General features: G+C 54.7%; 14 protein-coding genes and 3 pseudogenes. 5 read left to right on the top strand and 12 right to left on the bottom strand.

From position 1 onward, the window contains the following. Positions 1-157 precede the first annotated feature (157 nt). Both NCHOL11_RS09670 and NCHOL11_RS09665 read right to left on the bottom strand, forming a co-directional pair. Complete coding sequence (locus NCHOL11_RS09670) at positions 158-544, bottom strand: type II toxin-antitoxin system VapC family toxin (protein ID WP_097092118.1); 387 nt, start codon at positions 542-544, stop codon at positions 158-160. Beyond that, complete coding sequence (locus tag NCHOL11_RS09665) at positions 541-774, bottom strand: type II toxin-antitoxin system Phd/YefM family antitoxin (protein WP_097092117.1); 234 nt, start codon at positions 772-774, stop codon at positions 541-543. Before NCHOL11_RS09665 ends, NCHOL11_RS09670 begins: the two co-directional genes overlap by 4 nt. A gap of 657 nt (positions 775-1,431) precedes the next feature. Between NCHOL11_RS09665 and NCHOL11_RS09660 the strand changes: the two genes are divergently transcribed. Together NCHOL11_RS09660 and NCHOL11_RS09655 are read left to right on the top strand one after the other, a co-directional pair. Continuing rightward, positions 1,432-2,189 (top strand): IS5 family transposase gene (locus tag NCHOL11_RS09660; protein ID WP_217991055.1). Its coding sequence is split into 2 segments (ribosomal slippage): positions 1,432-1,765 and positions 1,765-2,189, totalling 759 coding nucleotides; the frame shifts between segments, so codons are not numbered across the junction. 89 nt (positions 2,190-2,278) lie between these two features. Then, positions 2,279-2,581, top strand: a pseudogene (locus NCHOL11_RS09655) (IS5 family transposase); the annotation flags it as partial. Positions 2,582-2,855: 274 nt separating this feature from the next. Here the strand turns inward: NCHOL11_RS09655 and NCHOL11_RS09650 are convergent. Beyond that, positions 2,856-3,881, bottom strand: a complete 1,026-nt coding sequence (locus NCHOL11_RS09650) for an IS110 family transposase (RefSeq protein ID WP_097092115.1) — start codon at positions 3,879-3,881, stop codon at positions 2,856-2,858. 74 nt (positions 3,882-3,955) lie between these two features. Between NCHOL11_RS09650 and NCHOL11_RS09645 the strand changes: the two are divergent. Together NCHOL11_RS09645 and NCHOL11_RS09640 are read left to right on the top strand one after the other, a co-directional pair. Then, positions 3,956-4,393, top strand: a pseudogene (locus tag NCHOL11_RS09645) (IS5 family transposase); the annotation flags it as partial. 111 nt (positions 4,394-4,504) lie between these two features. Next, positions 4,505-5,719, top strand: coding sequence for a sulfotransferase domain-containing protein (locus tag NCHOL11_RS09640; protein ID WP_176502213.1), 1,215 nt, complete (start codon positions 4,505-4,507; stop codon positions 5,717-5,719). Positions 5,720-5,939: 220 nt separating this feature from the next. On the opposite strand, the pseudogene NCHOL11_RS09635 reads toward NCHOL11_RS09640, so the two are convergent. Then, positions 5,940-6,308 (bottom strand): annotated as a pseudogene (locus NCHOL11_RS09635) (IS5/IS1182 family transposase); the annotation flags it as partial. Positions 6,309-6,892: 584 nt separating this feature from the next. Between NCHOL11_RS09635 and NCHOL11_RS18050 the strand changes: the two are divergent. Then, a complete protein-coding gene (locus NCHOL11_RS18050; protein ID WP_141397835.1) occupies positions 6,893-8,155 on the top strand; it encodes a glycosyltransferase family 4 protein in 1,263 nt (420 codons plus the stop codon). Between the two features lie 49 nt (positions 8,156-8,204). Here the strand turns inward: NCHOL11_RS18050 and NCHOL11_RS09620 are convergent, their stop codons facing one another. From NCHOL11_RS09620 to NCHOL11_RS09585, 8 genes are all read right to left on the bottom strand, one after another. Further along, entirely contained in the window at positions 8,205-9,029 is an 825-nt protein-coding gene (locus NCHOL11_RS09620; RefSeq protein WP_141397834.1) for a WcbI family polysaccharide biosynthesis putative acetyltransferase, read from the bottom strand. A 78-nt stretch (positions 9,030-9,107) separates the two neighbouring features. Further along, positions 9,108-11,291 (bottom strand): glycosyltransferase family protein, encoded by a 2,184-nt coding sequence (locus NCHOL11_RS09615; protein WP_141397833.1) that lies wholly within the window; start codon positions 11,289-11,291, stop codon positions 9,108-9,110. 124 nt (positions 11,292-11,415) lie between these two features. Then, positions 11,416-12,078, bottom strand: a complete 663-nt coding sequence (locus tag NCHOL11_RS09610) for an ABC transporter ATP-binding protein (protein WP_097092109.1) — start codon at positions 12,076-12,078, stop codon at positions 11,416-11,418. After that, positions 12,075-12,875, bottom strand: coding sequence for an ABC transporter permease (locus NCHOL11_RS09605; RefSeq protein WP_097092108.1), 801 nt, complete (start codon positions 12,873-12,875; stop codon positions 12,075-12,077). Before NCHOL11_RS09605 ends, NCHOL11_RS09610 begins: the two co-directional genes overlap by 4 nt. Before the next feature lie 5 nt (positions 12,876-12,880). Next, on the bottom strand, positions 12,881-13,990 hold the full coding sequence (locus tag NCHOL11_RS09600) for a hypothetical protein (RefSeq protein WP_141397832.1): 1,110 nt from the start codon (positions 13,988-13,990) through the stop codon (positions 12,881-12,883). Between the two features lie 284 nt (positions 13,991-14,274). Further along, positions 14,275-14,565 (bottom strand): hypothetical protein, encoded by a 291-nt coding sequence (locus tag NCHOL11_RS09595; RefSeq protein ID WP_097092106.1) that lies wholly within the window; start codon positions 14,563-14,565, stop codon positions 14,275-14,277. 27 nt (positions 14,566-14,592) lie between these two features. Beyond that, positions 14,593-16,683 (bottom strand): glycosyltransferase family 4 protein, encoded by a 2,091-nt coding sequence (locus NCHOL11_RS09590; protein WP_097092105.1) that lies wholly within the window; start codon positions 16,681-16,683, stop codon positions 14,593-14,595. 94 nt (positions 16,684-16,777) lie between these two features. Further along, on the bottom strand, positions 16,778-17,794 hold the full coding sequence (locus tag NCHOL11_RS09585; RefSeq protein WP_255254756.1) for a GDP-mannose 4,6-dehydratase: 1,017 nt from the start codon (positions 17,792-17,794) through the stop codon (positions 16,778-16,780). Positions 17,795-17,802: the final 8 nt, after the last annotated feature.

Here is a 17,802-nt window from a genome sequence, read left to right as displayed (position 1 = left end):
CAAGAAGGCGAACGCCGATGTCTCGAAACGAAGCCTTGGCTTGAGGGTGCTGACGGCGGGCAGGAGGCAGTGCTGAGGGTCTTTGTCCCTGGCAGATGCGCAGTGGACCGGTAGCCGTGAGGCTGCAAGGGCCCATCATCTCCCGGGAGTGTTCGCCTTACCAGAGACGTTTCACCGCAAAGCCATCGAAGAGCGCCTCGTTAGAGACCAGCGTCATATCTTCGGCTTGCGCCTGAGCGATTAACAGCCGGTCGAAAGGGTCCTTATGGGCGATGTTCATCTCGCCCGCGAGGCGAGCGTGATGAACGGTAATCGGCAACGCGTCGAAGCCTTGCTCGGCAATAATGGCTTCAAAGTCCTGCGCCAGCAACGCGGCATCGGGGAGCTTACCGATACGGAACTTGGTAGTGACTTCCATGGCCGACGCAGCGCTGACGGCGACGCTGTTTGCCTCATTGCTTATGGTGTCACAGGCATGGCGGCTTAATGCCGGGTCACCGGCCAGCCACCAGATTAACGCATGCGTGTCGAGCAGCAGCCTCACACCAAGTTCCAGCCGCCGAGTTCCTCCTCAGGAAGAGGGTCGGCAAATCGGTCATCGATGGAGATTTTTCCCTTCAGAGCGCCGAAGCGCCGCTTACCGCGGGGCACAAGCGGGACAAGCCGCACGACCGGCACATTGCCCCGCGCAATGACGACCTCGCCACCGGCAAGCGCCTCAGCGATCAGCCTGGACAAATTGGTCTTCGCATCGTGGACTGAAAACTGGGCCATAGCACCTCCTGGCTAACTATATAGCTAAGTAGTCGGTGTACCGCAACCATCCCGCTTTCCAGGTTTGCCAAGGAGCTGCGGGGCCGGTAGCCGCGTAGCTTATTGTTATAGCGTAGCGAGACCTTCGCTATGTCAAGGCGGTGAGCGTCGGAAAATTCCGGGCGGTGAGTGGATTGTCTCAGCGGACTTTGGTAAGCGTGCTGGACTACCGCAGAGCCATATAAATTGTAATCCGCCCGCCTGTCGTTAACCAGACTTCAATCACGCAGGTGAAGGCCCAACCTCCGCAGTCATTCTAGCGATATTTCTTCTTCGCGAGGAAGGGTTTGAAGCTTCCAGGTAGATGGCCGGTGGGTCGGGCTTTGACCCGTTCGATGAGGGCATAGCCACTGCATGGTTGAGTGCGTCCAGCGTCCGCGACACCATGGGCGCATAGGCAAAAAAGTGGAGGGCCGCCTGCTTCAGGAACTGGGCCAATGCGCTACAACTCGGCGGGAGAAGAGCGCTGTGATCGCCCCAAATAGACAAACCATCACGCGCCGAGAATGCTATCCCTACCTCAAATGAGACCCAGGAACTAGGGCACGAACTCATAAATTGAGTTGAGCTTTCGGCCTTTGCGTGATTCAGGCGCTCTTCGGGAATGGAGGGCGTAGGATGCGGCGGCGGTATGAACTGACTGACAAGGAATGGCTGATCATTGAGCCGTTGCTGCCCAACAAGCCGCGTGGCGTTCCCCGGGTAGATGACCGGCGGGTGCTCAACGGAATTCTCTGGCGCTTCCGTTCCGGCGCGCCGTGGGCGGAGATCCCGGAACGATATGGGCCATCGACGACCTGCTACAACCGGTTCGTCCGCTGGCGGAAAGCGGGGGTGTGGGACCGGCTGTTGGCGGCGGTTTCTGCCGGTTTTAATGGCGAGTTGGTAATGATCGATTCCACCTGCATGCGCGTCCACCAGCACGGTGCGACCGGTAAAAAGGGGGATCTGGAGATCATGGCATGGGACGTTCCCGGGGCGGTCTTACGACCAAGCTCCACGCTCTTGTCGACGCTGATGGACGTCCTGTCCGCCTGAGACTGACAGGTGGGCAGGTTCACGATTCCTGTGAAGCTGAAGCGCTGATCGAGGCCATTCCCGAAGGCGCCACCCTGCTCGGCGACAAGGGGTATGACAGCGTCCCCATCCGCGAGGCTGCGGCGGCCAGAAACATCTGGGCCAACATCCCCAATCGATCCAACCGTAAGCAGCGCTTCGGTTTCTCCTCCTGGCTTTACCGCCAGCGCAACCTCGTTGAGCGCTTCTTCAATCGGATCAAGCAGTTCCGCGGCATCGCCACCCGATACGACAAGAACGCTGCCAACTATCTCGCCGCCATCAAGCTTATCTGCACACGCCTGTGGTGCAACGCGTAATGAGTCCGCGCCCTAGGGCGCGAACTCATAAATTGAGTTGAGCTGTCGGCCTTCGCATGATTCAGGCGCTCTTTGAGAATGGAGGGCGTATGGCGCGGCGGCGGTATGAACTGACGGACAAGGAATGGCTGATCATCGAGCCGTTGCTGCCCAACAAGCCCCGCGGTGTTCCGCGGGTAGATGATCGGCGCGTGCTAAATGGAATTCTCTGGCGCTTCCGTTCCGGTGCGCCTTGGGCCGAGATCTCAGAGCGTTATGGTCCATCTACGACCTGCTACAACCGGTTCGTTCGTTGGCGAAAAGCCGGTGTGTGGGACCGTCTGTTGGCAGCGGTTTCCGCTGGCTTCAACGGCGAACTGGTGATGATCGATTCCACCTGCATGCGCGTCAGCTAGCACGGTGCGACGGGGAAAACGTATGGCCCGCCCCGTCGGCAAGCGGTTTGTGTCGGATGATCTGAGCAGTCTGCGAAAACGTATCCGGCCTTTCGATATGAGATCGTTGGCCAAGATGGAGATCCGCGCGTTCTGGTCCTCATAAAGGGGCCGGCATCAAGTGCCATTTTTCGCCGTAGGGTTCCAGGACACCGGTCGACTGTCAGGCCATCTGTCACTCACCTCCCGCAGACATCATCCAGTCGGTGCGCGGTGCATCGACTGATCTCGTTCAAGCCGCTTGCGCGACTGGGGCGTAGGTGCGCTCATGACGCAACAGCGCCCAAACGATGCGCGCCATCTTGGCGGCCAGTGCCACCACGACAGTGTTGGCGTGGGAGCGCGCAAGCAAGCCCCGCAGCCAAGCGCCAAGGCGCGTGTCACTCTTGCTCATCGTGGGTAACGACGAACGGGCTCCCTGGATGAGGATCTTGCGCAGATAGCGGCTGCCGCGCTTGGTAATTCCGAGCAGTCGCGGCTTACCCCCCGTCGTCGCTTGTCGCGGCACCAAGCCCAGCCATGCGGCAAGATCACGGCCACGCCCAAAAGTACGGGCATCGCCCACCGCTGCTACAAGCGCGGTTGCATTAAGCGCCCCGATGCCGGGTATCGTCAGTAAGCGCCTCGTCCGCTCGTCCGCCTGCGCCGCTTGCGTGAACTCGGCATCGAGATTGGCAATCCGCTGGTCGAGCGCAGTCCAGCGCTGCCGCATATCACTGACGAACCGATGGATGCGGCAGCCAAGCACTGGCTCGTCTCCGTCAAGCAACTCGGCAAGCCGGACGGCCAGCTTTGCGCGGCCTTGGGGAACGATGTGGCCGCGTTCCAGAAGCAGGCTCCGGATCTGGTTCATCAGCGACGTGCGATCACCGACGAGTTGGTCACGAATGCGATGCAGCGTCTGCATGTCGAGCTGCTCTTCGGACTTCAGCTCGACAAATCGCATCGTCGGCCGGGTTGCGGCTTCCGCGATCGCCTCGGCATCGCGGTCGTCATTCTTCTGGGCCTTGACGTAGGGCCGGACATACTCGGGTGACATCAGGCGAATGGTATGGCCTTGCCGCTCAAGTGCGCGGCCCATGTGATGTGCACCACAGCAGGCCTCCATTGCCACGATACAGGGCGACAAAGCGCCTGCGTAAGCGATCACCGTCTCGCGCCGCAGTCTCCGGCGGACAACGACCTTCCCGGTTGCATCCAGACCAACCACGCTGCAGCTGTTCTTGCCGAGATCTATTCCAAGAACCGATACGTCCATGACCGTCGCTCCTTTCTCAAACCATCCCGCTGTCGCGAGATCTTAGCGGTTCGGTTGAGGGGCGGGCCATCCATAAAGGGGGACCTGGAGATCATGGCATGGGACGTTCGCGGGGCTGCCTCACGACCAAGCTCCACGCTCTTGTCGACGCTGACGGACGTCCTGTCAGCTTGCGACTGACGGGTGGGCAGGTCCACGATGCGTGCGAAGCCGAAGCCCTGATCGAGGCTATTCCCCAGGGCGCCACCCTGCTCGGCGACAAAGGGTATGACAGCACCGCAATACGCCAGGCTGGGGCAGCCAGGAACATCTGGGCCAACATTCCCAATCGCTCCAATCGCAAGCAGCGCTTCGGCTTCTCGTCCTGGCTCTACCGCCAGCGCAATCTCGTCGAGCGCTTCTTTAATCGGATCAAGCAGTTCCGGGGCATAGCCACTCGATATGACAAGGATGCTGCCAACTATCTGGCGGCGATCAAGCTCATCTGCACACGCCTCTGGTGCAATGCATAATGAGTCTGCGCCCTAATGTGGTCAGATAAATCCACAATCCCAATTGAGTTTCACTCCCAGTATTTTATAGCAACTCTGCCATATCGCCGGAAAGTAAAAAGTGAGAGTGAAATGGGAATCGCCGATATTGAAGCTTTGGTTCGGGCTCCTATAGTTTTGTGTGCCGGGTTGCCACGAAGTGGTAGCACCTGGATTTATAATGCCGTACTCGAATTGTGTAAAAAGCACGGTAACGCAACTGGTCTATATACGGATGCCTTCCCAGAAAATTTTCAAGATCTAATTAAAAGCAACCATACTTTGGTGATAAAAACACATACTCCTAGTGAAGCGTTATGCGATTTGGTTCGATTCGTTGGAGGGAAACCGATTATCAGCGTCCGTGATCCGCGAGATTGTGTTGTTTCACTTATGGAGGTTTTTAAATTCGAAAAATCAGCTGCTATCTCGTCGGTAAAACATAGTGCCGACGCAATTGAAAGATTAATGGCGTCTCAACCATCGTCTGTCTTTGTTTACGAAGATATCTCAAGTCGTTTAGAAGCTATTATGCAGTTGGGAAATGACACTGGTTACCCGGTTGACGCTGTATTCGCCCAAGCAGTCTCGGAAAAACTAGGACCGGAGAAAATCCGCAAGCATGTTACCGATTTAGAAAGGCAAGGCATTCTTGATTCCAGGAACGCGGCAGAGAGCTATACGGATGAGACTCACTGGCATCCCGGGCATATAGGGGATGGTAGGACTGGGAAATATAAGGATACACTTTCCGAATTCGACATTGTCGAAATCGATCGTAATAACCCCTTAATAATGCAAAAATTTAACTACAAAACTCATGATGTCCCAGCGATAGCAGGGGATCTGACTCTGGATATGTCGCGATATGCCCGCTTTTTTGCGGTAGAGGGAGTATCCTTCATTGAGGACTGGGGCGTTTGGTCTGAAGGTGCTAGGACTCAATTAGATTTTGTTTTCGCTCCACACGTGAAATCGGTTAAATTCGAGGTTCACTTTTTCCTTGGTCCCAGCCTACAAGGTCCCACACCCTCCGGGCAGGGGGTGGTCAAAGTTAACCACCGAGAAGTGATGAAAATCCCTGGATTGATGTCGCCTGCTGCGGAGGCGGTTTTAGTTCACACCAGCAATCCGGACGTAAATGGCTTAATCACACTTGAATTTAACTTTGATGGACTGAAATCTCCAGAAGAACTGGGCATTAACCAAGATAGCCGGCTCTTAGGGGTAGGGCTTCGCAGGGTCTCATGTACTATAGTAGACCTCATGAGCTTAGGAACCTTGGCCACTAACGAGTTTTCAGAGTGACGTCCATGAAGTCACCATGGGCTGTTACATTACTCTATTTCTGACCAAGTCCGTCTAACGCGCGCTGTAGATGACCTTGGCAGACATGGGGCAAAGGCTCAACTGCACACGTCGAAGAACCGGCTGTTTTCATTGATATGATGACAACCGGGACTGTAGACGCATTATTCGCATGATGTGCCGGCATTTTCTTCGCTGATTTTGGTGATTTCCCATGCCATTACTGCCGCTGGGAGCGGCTCTCGGCGCAAGGGGGCGCAGTTTTCCTCTCGAGGCAGGCCAAGCGCTGGAAGTTATAGACCAGGTTGGCCATGCCGATCTTGATCCTGGCGGGAGCGATGCCGATGGTACGGACGACGAGGCCCATACGGTGATTTTGCCCGGCAAAGTCGTGCTCGACCGCCGCGCGGACCTTTGACCGCCTTGCATTGGCTCTCGCTATTCGCTCGGGCAGCGCCCGCCTAGGCAGGCGCTTCTGATGGATATGGCTGGTGAACATGCCCCTGGCGAGGAACGCCTCGTTCTTCTTCGATCGATAGGCGGTATCTGCCCAGACGCCCGATGCGCTGTTCTCCTTGCTGATCAGATCGTATCGCTTCGGAGAGGGCCGCCTTGCGGTGATCGGCTGATATTTCGAGATGGCACCGGTGCAAGCACTGGTGTTTGAACCGGTACAAGGGACGGCGCGATGAGTCAGGTCACGGTAATTTCAGGCCCTCAGCGGCGGCGGGTATGGACCGACCAGCAGAAGCGCGAGTTGGTCGCTGCGGTTTCGGTGCCTGGGGCGAACGTGGCAGAGATCGTCCGGCGTGCTGATCTTCGGCCGGACACATGAATGAACCAACAGGGAAGCACCATCCGGAAAATCTCGCTTGCTCAACGGGAGTCGTCCACACATGAATCATCTCAGGTCATCGCGGACGCCACCGGTTTTTCGAGGTGTCCAACTGATAGGTAATCAATCGAGAATGTTGGCGCATACAGGTGGGTTGTCATCGGACGTCGTCGGCAACGGCCCAACAGCCTCGCCGAATCAGGACGGGCCTAAATTTCGGGAGCCAACTCGATCGACGTTCAGGTTTACACGAATTTGCGACTTCCTGCAGAAACGCCATCGACCAGAGGCCGTTCTCGGTATAGCTACCCTAATATTAAACGCCAAAGGATGAATCCGTGCGAGTACTCGTGGACGGGCTGAACATCGCCTTGCCGAAGGGAACAGGAATCGCGACCTATGCCCGTAACTTCATAACGCAGGCTGCTCGATGCGGCCACGATATCGACATATTATTGGGAAACAATTGGGAAACATCAATTCCTCGGGGAGATCATCCCACATTGGCTCAAGCATTACAGCGGACCGAGCGAGGGAAACGTCCCTTTCGTGCCATCCGACGCTATTGTGGAGCGATCTCTAATATTCTTTATCCTCGACTAAATAGAATACCGTTAGCGGAAGACACGTCGGGGTTGCCGGTGCAGAATGCATGGTATCGACGCGAGTTGTTTGCGAACGCCGCGACCGCATTCCGCCGCTTCGGCCGTTTCACAGAAATAGACGTCCCCGGCATTGATTTAGCCCACTGGACTTGCCCAGTGCCGCTTCGGGTAAAAACGGCGCGAAATATCTACACCATTCATGATCTTGTGCCGTTGATTCGACCCGAACTCGTCGTGGGTGATCGAGCCCAGATGAATTTATTAATTGGTGAAATCATGGCGAATGCTGACCGGATCCTGACGGTTTCGGAGTGCTCACGATCGGACATCATTGACCATATGAGCGTTGATCCGGCTTTCGTCGTCAATACATATCAATCGTTAGAAGAGGTGTTCTGGAGTGAGCCTCAAGAGGTCAGTCCGCGCAATCTCCCGGCAGGTCTGACCAACGGCGGCTATTTCCTTTTTTTCGGTGCGGTGGAGCCGAAGAAGAATGTTGAGCGGATTATAGAGGCGCACCGTGATGCTCGAATCAACCTTCCACTCGTTTTGGTAGCTTCTCCAGGTTGGGCAAGTGACGATCTATGGGAAGAGATCAGACGTTATAGTGCAGGAGGAAAGCGTTGTGTCCTGTTGCAGCATCTGCCGCGTAAGGAGTTGATGGCGCTAATTCAGAGTGCAAGATCGGTAATCTTCCCTTCGCTGTATGAGGGCTTTGGCTTGCCTGCGCTTGAGGCGATGGCGTTAGGAACCCCGGTCATTGGTTCTACCGCTGGAAGCCTGCCAGAGGTGATCGGTAATGGAGGGCTGCTGGTTGACCCAGTCAGCGTGGCGGATTTGACAGATGCTATGTTGAAACTGGAACGGAGTGACTACCTCGCCGCGGTACTGGCGGCGAATGGTTTAGAGCAGGCGGCCCGCTTTTCACCGGACGCATATAGGAAGAAGATAGAGGTTCTCCTAGCTACCCTGGGAAAAAATAAAAAAGAAGGTTGAGCGTCAAATCAGGCTTCGAGACAGTAGGAGACTGACATTATTATTGCACTTAGGTTGCCCTAACCTTCCTCTCAATCTGTGGATCGTAGACTGATAGGTACTGGATCAGCCAATCGTCGAACTGACGGCTTTCACCAAAATGATTGTAATCGGAAATTCGCCATTGCAGGCCCAGATGTTCGATCACCGACGGGTGAATGGGGACATCAGGTTGTAATCGTTCTTCACCCGCCCAGTGCGTCAGCACTAAAGTTGCTTGGATGTCATTAAGATCAAAAAATTCCCAAAGTGCGACTTGGTCGTGCAACTCCCGAAGCAATTCATTGGTTGGGTGCCATGCCATTGAAAACAGACGATGACTCAGCATTTTACCTGCGATATAGTCTGCAATGCGTACATCGCAGAACTGATCTTTCTTGCGCTGTGTTTCTAGTTCCCGTTCGAAAAGGTCTTTAATGTCCACGCGAGCGGGAACATAAAGTTCGCGATATGCCCAATAGACCTGGTCGGCTGATTTGCCCGCAGCTATGCTTTCCCGGATGAAACTATCACCCCGTGGGACACGCGGCGGTAATTCTGACAGTGCCTCAACTGACGGATCCCCGCCGTCGAAGGGCCACAGAGTGGAGAAGTAAATCGTCGGCAAGCGTAAGATGCGACCTGCAAACTTGGGTGGATCCTTAAACTCCGCCCGACCTTGCCACACCAGTGCACCAGCCGTTCGCAAGGACGTATCCAGTGCCTCTAGGCAGCCAGGCGCATTCCCATCAACAAACTCCAATTCGACATCGTTTCCGAACACGGAATTTTTTGCTGCTGCGAAGCTGCAATAAATCTGATTTACTTGGCAGTTTCCAAAAAAAACATATTTCATTACAGTGAGCCTTTGGCCTATATCGATATCTCTATTATAGAATTGTTCAGCTTCAAGCTCGCACTAGAAGATACGTTACTACTTGCTCTGAATATGTAGAAGATGCTGTCGCGTGTCCGCGTCGTTTGGATCAAGATCAGCGGCGACCCGGTAACTGTAGCGCGCTGGCCCGACCAGCCCCTGCTCCTTTAACGAGTGAGCATATTGCTTCCATATTTTAGCGTTTGAGCCGCCTGTGGAGATTATTGTAGCGTAGCAGCGTTCTGCCATGTCCCACTGGCTCGAGCGCGCATACTGACGTGCCTTCTTGAGCGTAATCCGATGCGAGAGGCGGCCGAAGAAGCTGATATTTGCGTTAGGGCTCGACTTGAGCCGTGCGACGAAGGCGTCCACATCGCCGTTAGATTTGCTTTCGACTAAAGCTGAGGTGCCGGCGGGCACCTGTTCGGTGCCCTTGTTACGCCTATATCGATTTAGGAAGATGTCGCCATTAGGATAGGGCGATTCCAACAAGCGACGGGTACGTTCATAAATCTTCAGGTCAAAGCGAGCCAGAGGCGAATCTACAACTGCCATGTCGTCGACGAAGCGCGCCAGATAAGCGACCAGCGTGTCGTAAGCCATCATTTGGATCGCTCCTCCGTTGCGTTCAATGAAGTCGCGCTTGAGTAGCATGTGTGATGCAGCAGGAGGGAAGGTCTGATTGGCAGCAGAAGGGCGCCAATAATCGGCGTATTCCGTTCCACTCATTGCATACTCGGCGGGATCATAGTGCCGCAAGATGATGGCACATACTGCTCCAGTGTCATTTTCGCGTGCAGCCCGACTCATTTGCACAGCATAATCGCTGAAAAGATCGCATCCAGAGGTCATAACCGAAATAAGCTGTATATCCTCAGGAAGGCTATCAATCACTTGCAAAAGCATGGCGCCGGCAGCATTTGGCTTGTCATAAGCGTCATCGACATAAACCATGCCGATGTCCAAATCGCCCGCGACCTTTGGCAGAATTATATTTTCTTCACTGCCCTTGCCTACCGTGACAACTCGAATGATTGCTTCGCAACCGGTTTGATTTTGAATCGAAGCAATTGCCTGCTTGGGGAACTGCTGTTTGCGATCGGGCCACAATACAACATAAGCAATCTTATCTCTGCTGGACCTGCGTACAGCCGACTGCTGAGCCTCTTTCAGTATATATTGCTGATATACACCAAGCAGCTGCTTATGCAGCATGTAGCTGTCGATGTAGCGATCCTGAAGCGATTTAGCCAGCTTGAACGCCTCGTCCGGGCTATTGTTGTAGTGTTCGAGCGCGGCTATGATCTTCGCTCCATCTTTCGATGCCTCGCCCGTAATCTCGATAGGCACAGTCACATCGGCGAAATAGCGCCCAACAAAGCCATTAGCGTCGGCCATGACCAGAGCGCCGGCGGCTGCGCCCTCAAAAAGTCGACTCGTCATCACCTCGGAACGTAGATGCGCATTGGACGACAGAGCCAGCACCGCACCAGACATGGCGATTTCACGAATTAGCGACTTGCCGTCGAAAGGCACTTCGCGTTTGTAGCCATCGAAGCCTTCCCAGACACGCGTACCTTGAATTACTTCTGGTCCGAAAATGTCGAGCACACCCGCTTTGTCTAGTGGTCGGAGCAAATGGTCAAAACGGCCCGGCTTATTCGACAGACGCTCCCAGTTGATACCGCAATAAACTAGGCGACGATCGTTGCGCTCCTGGGCGCGGAACACGGGGCCAGACAGAGTGTGATTGACGGTCGCATGAGCTACTTCGTCGTAGCGGCTACCTAATTCCTGACGCGCGAATCGTTCGATAACGGGGGATGAGCAGGAAAAATAACCATCGTGTGAAAATTGGTGATCCGTGAATGTTTGGAAACCCCAATCGACATAAAAATCAACTGGATTCCACAATGCGGCCCAAGAAAAACAGTCATAAGCTTTAGGCGTTTCGAAATGAAGCGATATCACGAAATCTACATCGTCGCGCGTTATGGGGCGACGCTCCCCGTTCAGCAGATTGCCCAGCCGATCGACTTCAATCAGATCGACGCCGATCAATGAGCAAGCATAGCGATACCGTTCAATGCTTTCATGTTCTGCGGCCGCCTGTTCTGGCCACAGGCGGATGATACCAATTTTGCGTTTCATCTTTGCAAGATGAGCGAGCTCAATGTCAGTGGGCCTGATAGATTCTGCTTCGTAACTCTTCACAACAGAAGAAGCTTTCGTGTGCGTCATTTCAAATGCCCCGATAGTATTAGTTGATGTCAGTCGATCAGTTTACATCGTCTGACACGATCGTTGCAGCTTACGGCCGCATAATCGTCTAACTGCCAACACATATCGGCAGTATTTAAGAATGTTACCCTTGCTCGTTTCGCGTTTCATCGTAGAACTTGAATGCACTGTCGACGGTGTCGAACATATGCACTGTCCCATTGTGCAAAACTCCGGCCCTTTGGCAGTGTGTCTGTATATAATAGGAGTCGTGGGAAACAATTATCATTGCTCTGTCGGCTCTCTTTTCAAAAAGCTCAGTATGGCATTTCTCGTGAAAGCGAGCGTCGCCAACTGCGACAATTTCGTCAATTAAGAAACAATCGAATTCAATGACCATTGACAGCGCAAAGGAAAGCCGCGCTCGCATTCCAGAAGAATAGGTACGCACCGGTTCTCGCAGATAGCGACCAAGCTCGGTGAATTCCTCAACAAACGGAATGCGCGGTGCGATGGGCACGCCATAGATGCGACAAATGAACCGAAGATTGTCCAAGCCAGTTAGCGACGACTGGAATGCGCCGCCGAACGCCAGCGGCCAAGACACAGTCATGTCCCGTGTGATCCGGCCCGTGGTGGGTCGTTCTGCCCCCGAGATAAGGCGAATAAGGGTTGACTTGCCTGCGCCGTTGCGTCCGAGGATGCCGATCCGTTCGTGTGTGTTGATGGTGATATTATTGTTTTTAAGGATTTCCCTCATGCCATGGGTGGTCTTGTAGGACTTAGATACATTTTCGAGACAGATCATTCCGGAACGACCTCCCGTCCGATACGGCGGAGTTGAGCCACGCCCAATAGGGTCAAGACTAGGCAGCACATCGCCATGTAGTTGAGGTCGTAATGTGCGCGCATGATGGATCCGAAATATCCATCACGCAGCAATTCTACGCCATTCACCATAGGAAGCAGCAGAAGATAGCGCTGGGCTGCAGGAGGCATGATGTCGACGATGAATGCGGCTCCTGATAGCGGAAAGATGAGATAGGATGCTGGATGCCAGAATTTTTCAACTAGATCAGAGCTCTCCGACAATGTTCCCACCAACAACGCGAGCGAGGCGCCGAACCAGACCAACATGATCCACCCGAGAGCAACCTTAGCCAGATCTTCGGGAGGTTGGATGAGCCCAACGGTGATGAATATAATCGACAACACGAAAAAAGACATCGACGCGCCGAGAAATTCCAAAAGTATCCTGGAAATGTAGATGTCCATCACCTTAACGTTTCGGTGATATAGGAGTGACATGTTTGGCTCTATCGCATGAATGCAGCGGCCAGGCATGTTGCGCCACAATAGGATGCTAGAATAGCCTGTCAACGCGAAGGCGGCGATTGGAATTTCGGTGCCGTGACTGGCCTTGAACATCGACCACAGGGTGACAATACCCAACGTAAAGATCATTGGTTCAACGAACAGCCACAGAAAGCCGATATTGTGTCGACCGTATCTGGTCATGACTTCGCGCAAAAGAAGCGCGCCGATAACACGCTTCTCGACCAGAAACGCTCTCTTCAGAGGATTGGAAGGGTCGTTGTCGGTCATTTAGATCAGTAACCGTGCTCGCGCACACCCGCAAACAGCATCGAGAAAACACCCCAAGCCATCAGCCCGACGACAAAGACCGCAAGGATGCTGTTCAAGCGCCGAGGTTCGACCGCGATATCGGGACGGCTTGGCTGGACCACGGTTTCTATATAGATTCGCTTGCGGCTGGCTTCCTCTCGTGCATCAGCGAGAGCGGTCATGGCGGTGGCGAGCTGGCGATCAGCGATCTGACTGTCGAGCTGAAGCCGCTGATATCCCGGCGCAGCTCCTGCAAAGGAGTTGGATCCTCCGGTGACCCGGCCCGATTCCTCAGCAATCTGGCGCTTTATGCTGGCGATCCTTGCCTTTAAGGGGCCAATTTGGGGGTTGTCTGGCACCGCCGCCTGGATTTGATCCAACTGCGACTGGTTAGCAATCAGGTCGTCCTGCAGCTTGGCGATCAACTGAATCTGCACGGTCGCCTGTTTTTCCGGATCGAGTACGCGATGAGCGTCGCGATATACCGACAGCTTCAGGGCAGCTGAGCGTGCTTGATCTGCGGCTTGACGCTCGGTCCGTTCGGCGTATGCAACGAGATCTGTTTCGGCTCGCTTGTTCAGTCGGTTCACCAGCTGCTCGCTGAATCGAAGAAGCTGCTGGTTGATCCAGTGTGCGTCCTCGGGACGATAGGCGCCAACGCGAATTTTAGCCAGCGCACTGCGGCTGTCAATTTCGACCGTCACATGCTTTTTGTAATAGCGGAACAGGTCTTCCTTCGATGCGCTGAAACCCAGCGGCGCGAACCTGTCCAAAACGCTGATATCGTGAGACGAAAAGATCTGCTTGAGTCTCTCCTTATTGTTCAGCTGTGATACCGCGTCACGAGATAAGGCGAAATTCTGGACTGAGTAGATGTCGCTATTATCTTGGTAGTAGCCTGTGACGCTGCCCAGCAGCGATCCTAGTGCGGGAGGACTCTTACGTTCTGAAGTTTTGACGATGAAACTCGATTCTGAGACATAAACGTCAGAAGCGAAGATACCATAATATAGTATGGCTAAAGTCGTCGGTATCAGGACAGTAATAAAAAATATCCAGCCCAACCCTTTCATTTTGTATAGCAAGAGTTTCATCGGTTATGCTTCACTACGGGCTTAAAGCCCCTCCAGATTGGTGATGGAAAGGCGCGGAGCCATGCCTGATGGCCTTCTCCTAAGGACCATCAAAAGGCTTTGCAATCACTTCTTAGAGGGCATGGAGCTTGCGCCGGCGCGTCGCGACCCAGCAATATTGCTGCCGTCGCGGTAACGTTGGCCTGTTCACTGGGAGGATTTCCCACCGGGCTCTCAGGTCGGTTACGGACTAGATAGGCTTCGGGCCTCCGCTCAGTTGCTTGCTTGTACATGGTCCGGCTATGTCAGTGTGGGTTCGATCGGTGGAAATGACCAGTTCCCATTTTCTTCAAGAAATCGGTGTAGATTGAGCTAGCATCATGCCCCCTGTTTGTAAGCAGCGCGATCGGAATGCGTTTCTGGAGACGCGCCACGCACGCAAACAACGATGCTATGGCCTCCGCCTTTTTTTCAATTTTCAAAGGTTCACCTTGGCGGGATGAAAAAGATAAGTTGATCTGCGCGACAGCTCCGCTTATCTGGCTCAGACGCTTCTTTAACAGCTTACCCGCCTCATCGCCGTTTATGGGCCGCATTGCGGACGCACCTTTCGCGAGGTGGTGCTAACCTTGCGCAATTCGCCAGCTGTCATCTTGCCAGTGCAGTTGTTCGCGCATTACTTTTGCGTGGAAACGAGAATCTGCATCCCCTGAATGGAGCAAGGCCATGCCATACGCAGTGTAGGCGCCTGCATAATCCTTAAGCTCCTTGCATGCATGGCCCAATTGCTTCCACGCGGAGCTATCCATTGGTCGTAGGCGCAGCAGGGCGCAATAATTCAGGCGAGCGGTTGCCCAATCCTGCCGTCGTGCGGCCCGTCTCGCCCGCTTGAGAGGCAGGCGAGCGAGGTGAGGCACGGCCCTTAAAAATCGGGGTGCCAGCCCACCAACTAAGCGACGACCGTCCGCGATCAGTTCTGCAGTGGGTTTGCTCGGAACGATCCTTTCAAGCAGTCTTTGTGACAGCAATTTTGATGCGACGGCCGACCTTGAAAGCCCCATCCCGTATACCGCCACTTGCCCCGAACCAGCCTCAACACGAAGCGACAGCCTGATGTCCCTCTCAGGGTGAAAAGACAGCGCGATCTGCTTTATCTCTGGATCATTACCGGGGAAAGCCCACTCGTACATCTCGCCCGACTCTTCATCCTCAACGTGGATAGTGCCGCCACCGGGTGCCGCGGCGAGACAACAGAGGATTAGTTTTTCCTCGTATCGGCCCTGTAGGCGCAGAGCCATCTTCATGACTGGCCGACCATATGCTGCGTCGTCCCGGATCTCCTCCCAACCGGATGCCAACGTCGCCAGCGCAGCTGCCCGGCTGGCGATGTCCGCCTCCCGCAATGGTGTTCCAACTGAGCACGGCTGTTCAATGGGCAGGGCGGGATAACGGCGCGAAAGGAAGGGGCGCGACAAAGCGTCGAGTAATCCTGCCGTAAATTCCTGCCAACTCCTTTGACGGAAATTTCGCTGGATATGCTTGCGCAACTGCAGCCTGAAATCATCCTTCAACAAGAGCCGAATCTTAACCAGCGCTGCATTCACATCATCGGGAGGACAATAGAGCGCCGAAGTGCCGCCCGCTTCAGGGAGAGACGTGGTATTGGCAGCCAGGCATGGTGTTCCCCAGGCGAGACTTTCGCTTATTGGCAGCCCCCAACCTTCGGCCAGGCTGGGATAGATCGAAAAAAGACAGTGGTTATAGAGCCAGGCTAAGTCGCTATCGGCTGGTGAGTCGATGTGAAGGAAATGAGTGGAGCGCCAATTCAGCCCCCTCATGCGGCGCAGCAAGGAAGCTACTTTCCAGCCGATCTTGCCGGCGAACACCAGTCGAGGCGCGGCGTCGCCGTGCTCGGCATGGAGCTGATCCCAGATATCCAGCAGAAAAGCGTGATTTTTTCGGGCTTCCAACGTTCCGACGCATAGGACAAAACGTTTCCCGATGAGTTGCCGAACGATCTCGCTCGGCTTTTCTGGCATGTTGCTTGGGAAGGCGGAGGCCATGCCGGTCCTCAGTACGTCCGGGCAAGGCAGGCGCAACGCCATTGCGCAGGCGCGGATCTCATCTTCCACATAGCGGGAACTGGTCATCAGCACGTCGCTTATTCCAAGCATCTGCGAGAAGGCGCTTAGCCAGATCGTGCGGTCCGTCGGCAAAAAGTAAGCCGGATAACGCCAGATCAATACATCGTGAACGAAGGTGGCGATCCGAAGTTGCGGGATCTGACGCATCTCCAGCAGCAGGGACGGATCATGCAGCCAAAAGGCACCGGCGATCAGGAGGATGTCGTCCGCTTCGGGCTCCCACTGCCTGGCAGATGCCTGAACTTGGGCACATTTCGCCTTAATGTCGGTCGCCGCGCATCCGCCCGATTGCAGGTCGGCGAAAAGTGATAAGCTATGGCCCGTATCGATCGCGACGAACTTCAAGCCAGCATAATCGCTCGTCACCGCGCCGCAAGCAATGCCCAGTTGGTCCAACGCCGAAAATATATTAGCAATGACGCGCTGAATACCTGAAACTGTCCGGTTTCCGGCGTTCGCATAGCGCAGAATATCCGTGCAATCGATCCAGAGCCTCTTGCCGGAAAGCCATTTTTCCGTGCCGGACTCGTCGCGGGCGCCTGCGCCGTTTTGATCGGGATGATTCGGCATGATCCAGTGAAACTTCGGGTTGCAGCCCCATATCGACCGCCTTCGTGATCATGAGCTTCGCGCCGCCGCCTGTGCACCGGCGGCGCGAAACGGCTTAGCGGGTCAAGAAGTCGCCCTGAGTCGATACGCGCTGGCGCCAATAATCTAGCAGGTCGCGCATGGTTGTTTCGAACGAGATTTCTGGTTTCCAGCCCGTGTGACTTTCGAACTTGGTCGTATCGGGAACCTGAAGGTCGGCGTCGATCGGACGCAGGCGCTCGGGGTCCATTTCAACATGGATGTTCTTGACTGTCGAATAAGACAGCAGCGTGTCGAGCATGTCCTTGACCGAACAGATGTGGGTGCCGCCGATATTATAGTAGGCACCCGGGGTGGGGTTTATCGTAACCATCATGTAATAAGCGCGAACAGCGTCACGAACGTCCGCCCAGGTACGCAGCGAATCCAGGTTGCCGACCTTAACCACCGGCGGGATGCGGTTCTGTTCGATCAGCGCAATCTGCTTGGCGAAGGTCGATTCAGCGAACACGTCGCCGCGGCGCGGACCGGTGTGCGTGAACATGCGGGTGGTCATGACGGTCATGTCAAACGCTTCGGCGTAGTAACGGCCGATCAGGTCGGTGCCGACCTTCGAAATTGCATAGGGTGAAGCCGGGTGGAACGTACATTCTTCGTTGATCGGTAGCTTTTCCCTTGGTACGCGGCCGAACACTTCCGACGAAGCGCAGACGTGGATCACCGCTTCGGGGCTGTACTTGCGCAGCGCAGCCAGCAGGCGTTCGGTGCCCTGTATGTTCGTGTCATAGGTTTCGAGCGGAGCATCGAAACTGGTCTTGGGAAAACTCTGGGCGGCCAGATGGAAGACATAGTCCGGCTTGGCCTGGCGCACTGCATGATCCAGTGACAGGCTGTCGCGCAGATCGCCATGGATTAGTTGGACGCGGTCCTTGTTGTTGATCCGTGAGATATGGTGCTGAAGATTGTCCATCGGGCTGCGCCACCGGCTAAGACCGTATATTTCCCAATCGGTGTTTGCCAATAGGAAATCGAGCAGGTGAGAGCCAACCATTCCGGTGATACCGGTGATAAGGCATGTCTTTTTAGTGGACACGAAATTCT

Source organism: Novosphingobium sp. Chol11, assembly GCF_900218065.1.
Taxonomy (GTDB): domain Bacteria; phylum Pseudomonadota; class Alphaproteobacteria; order Sphingomonadales; family Sphingomonadaceae; genus Sphingobium; species Sphingobium agri.
This window is presented reverse-complemented; position numbering and strand designations above follow the sequence as displayed.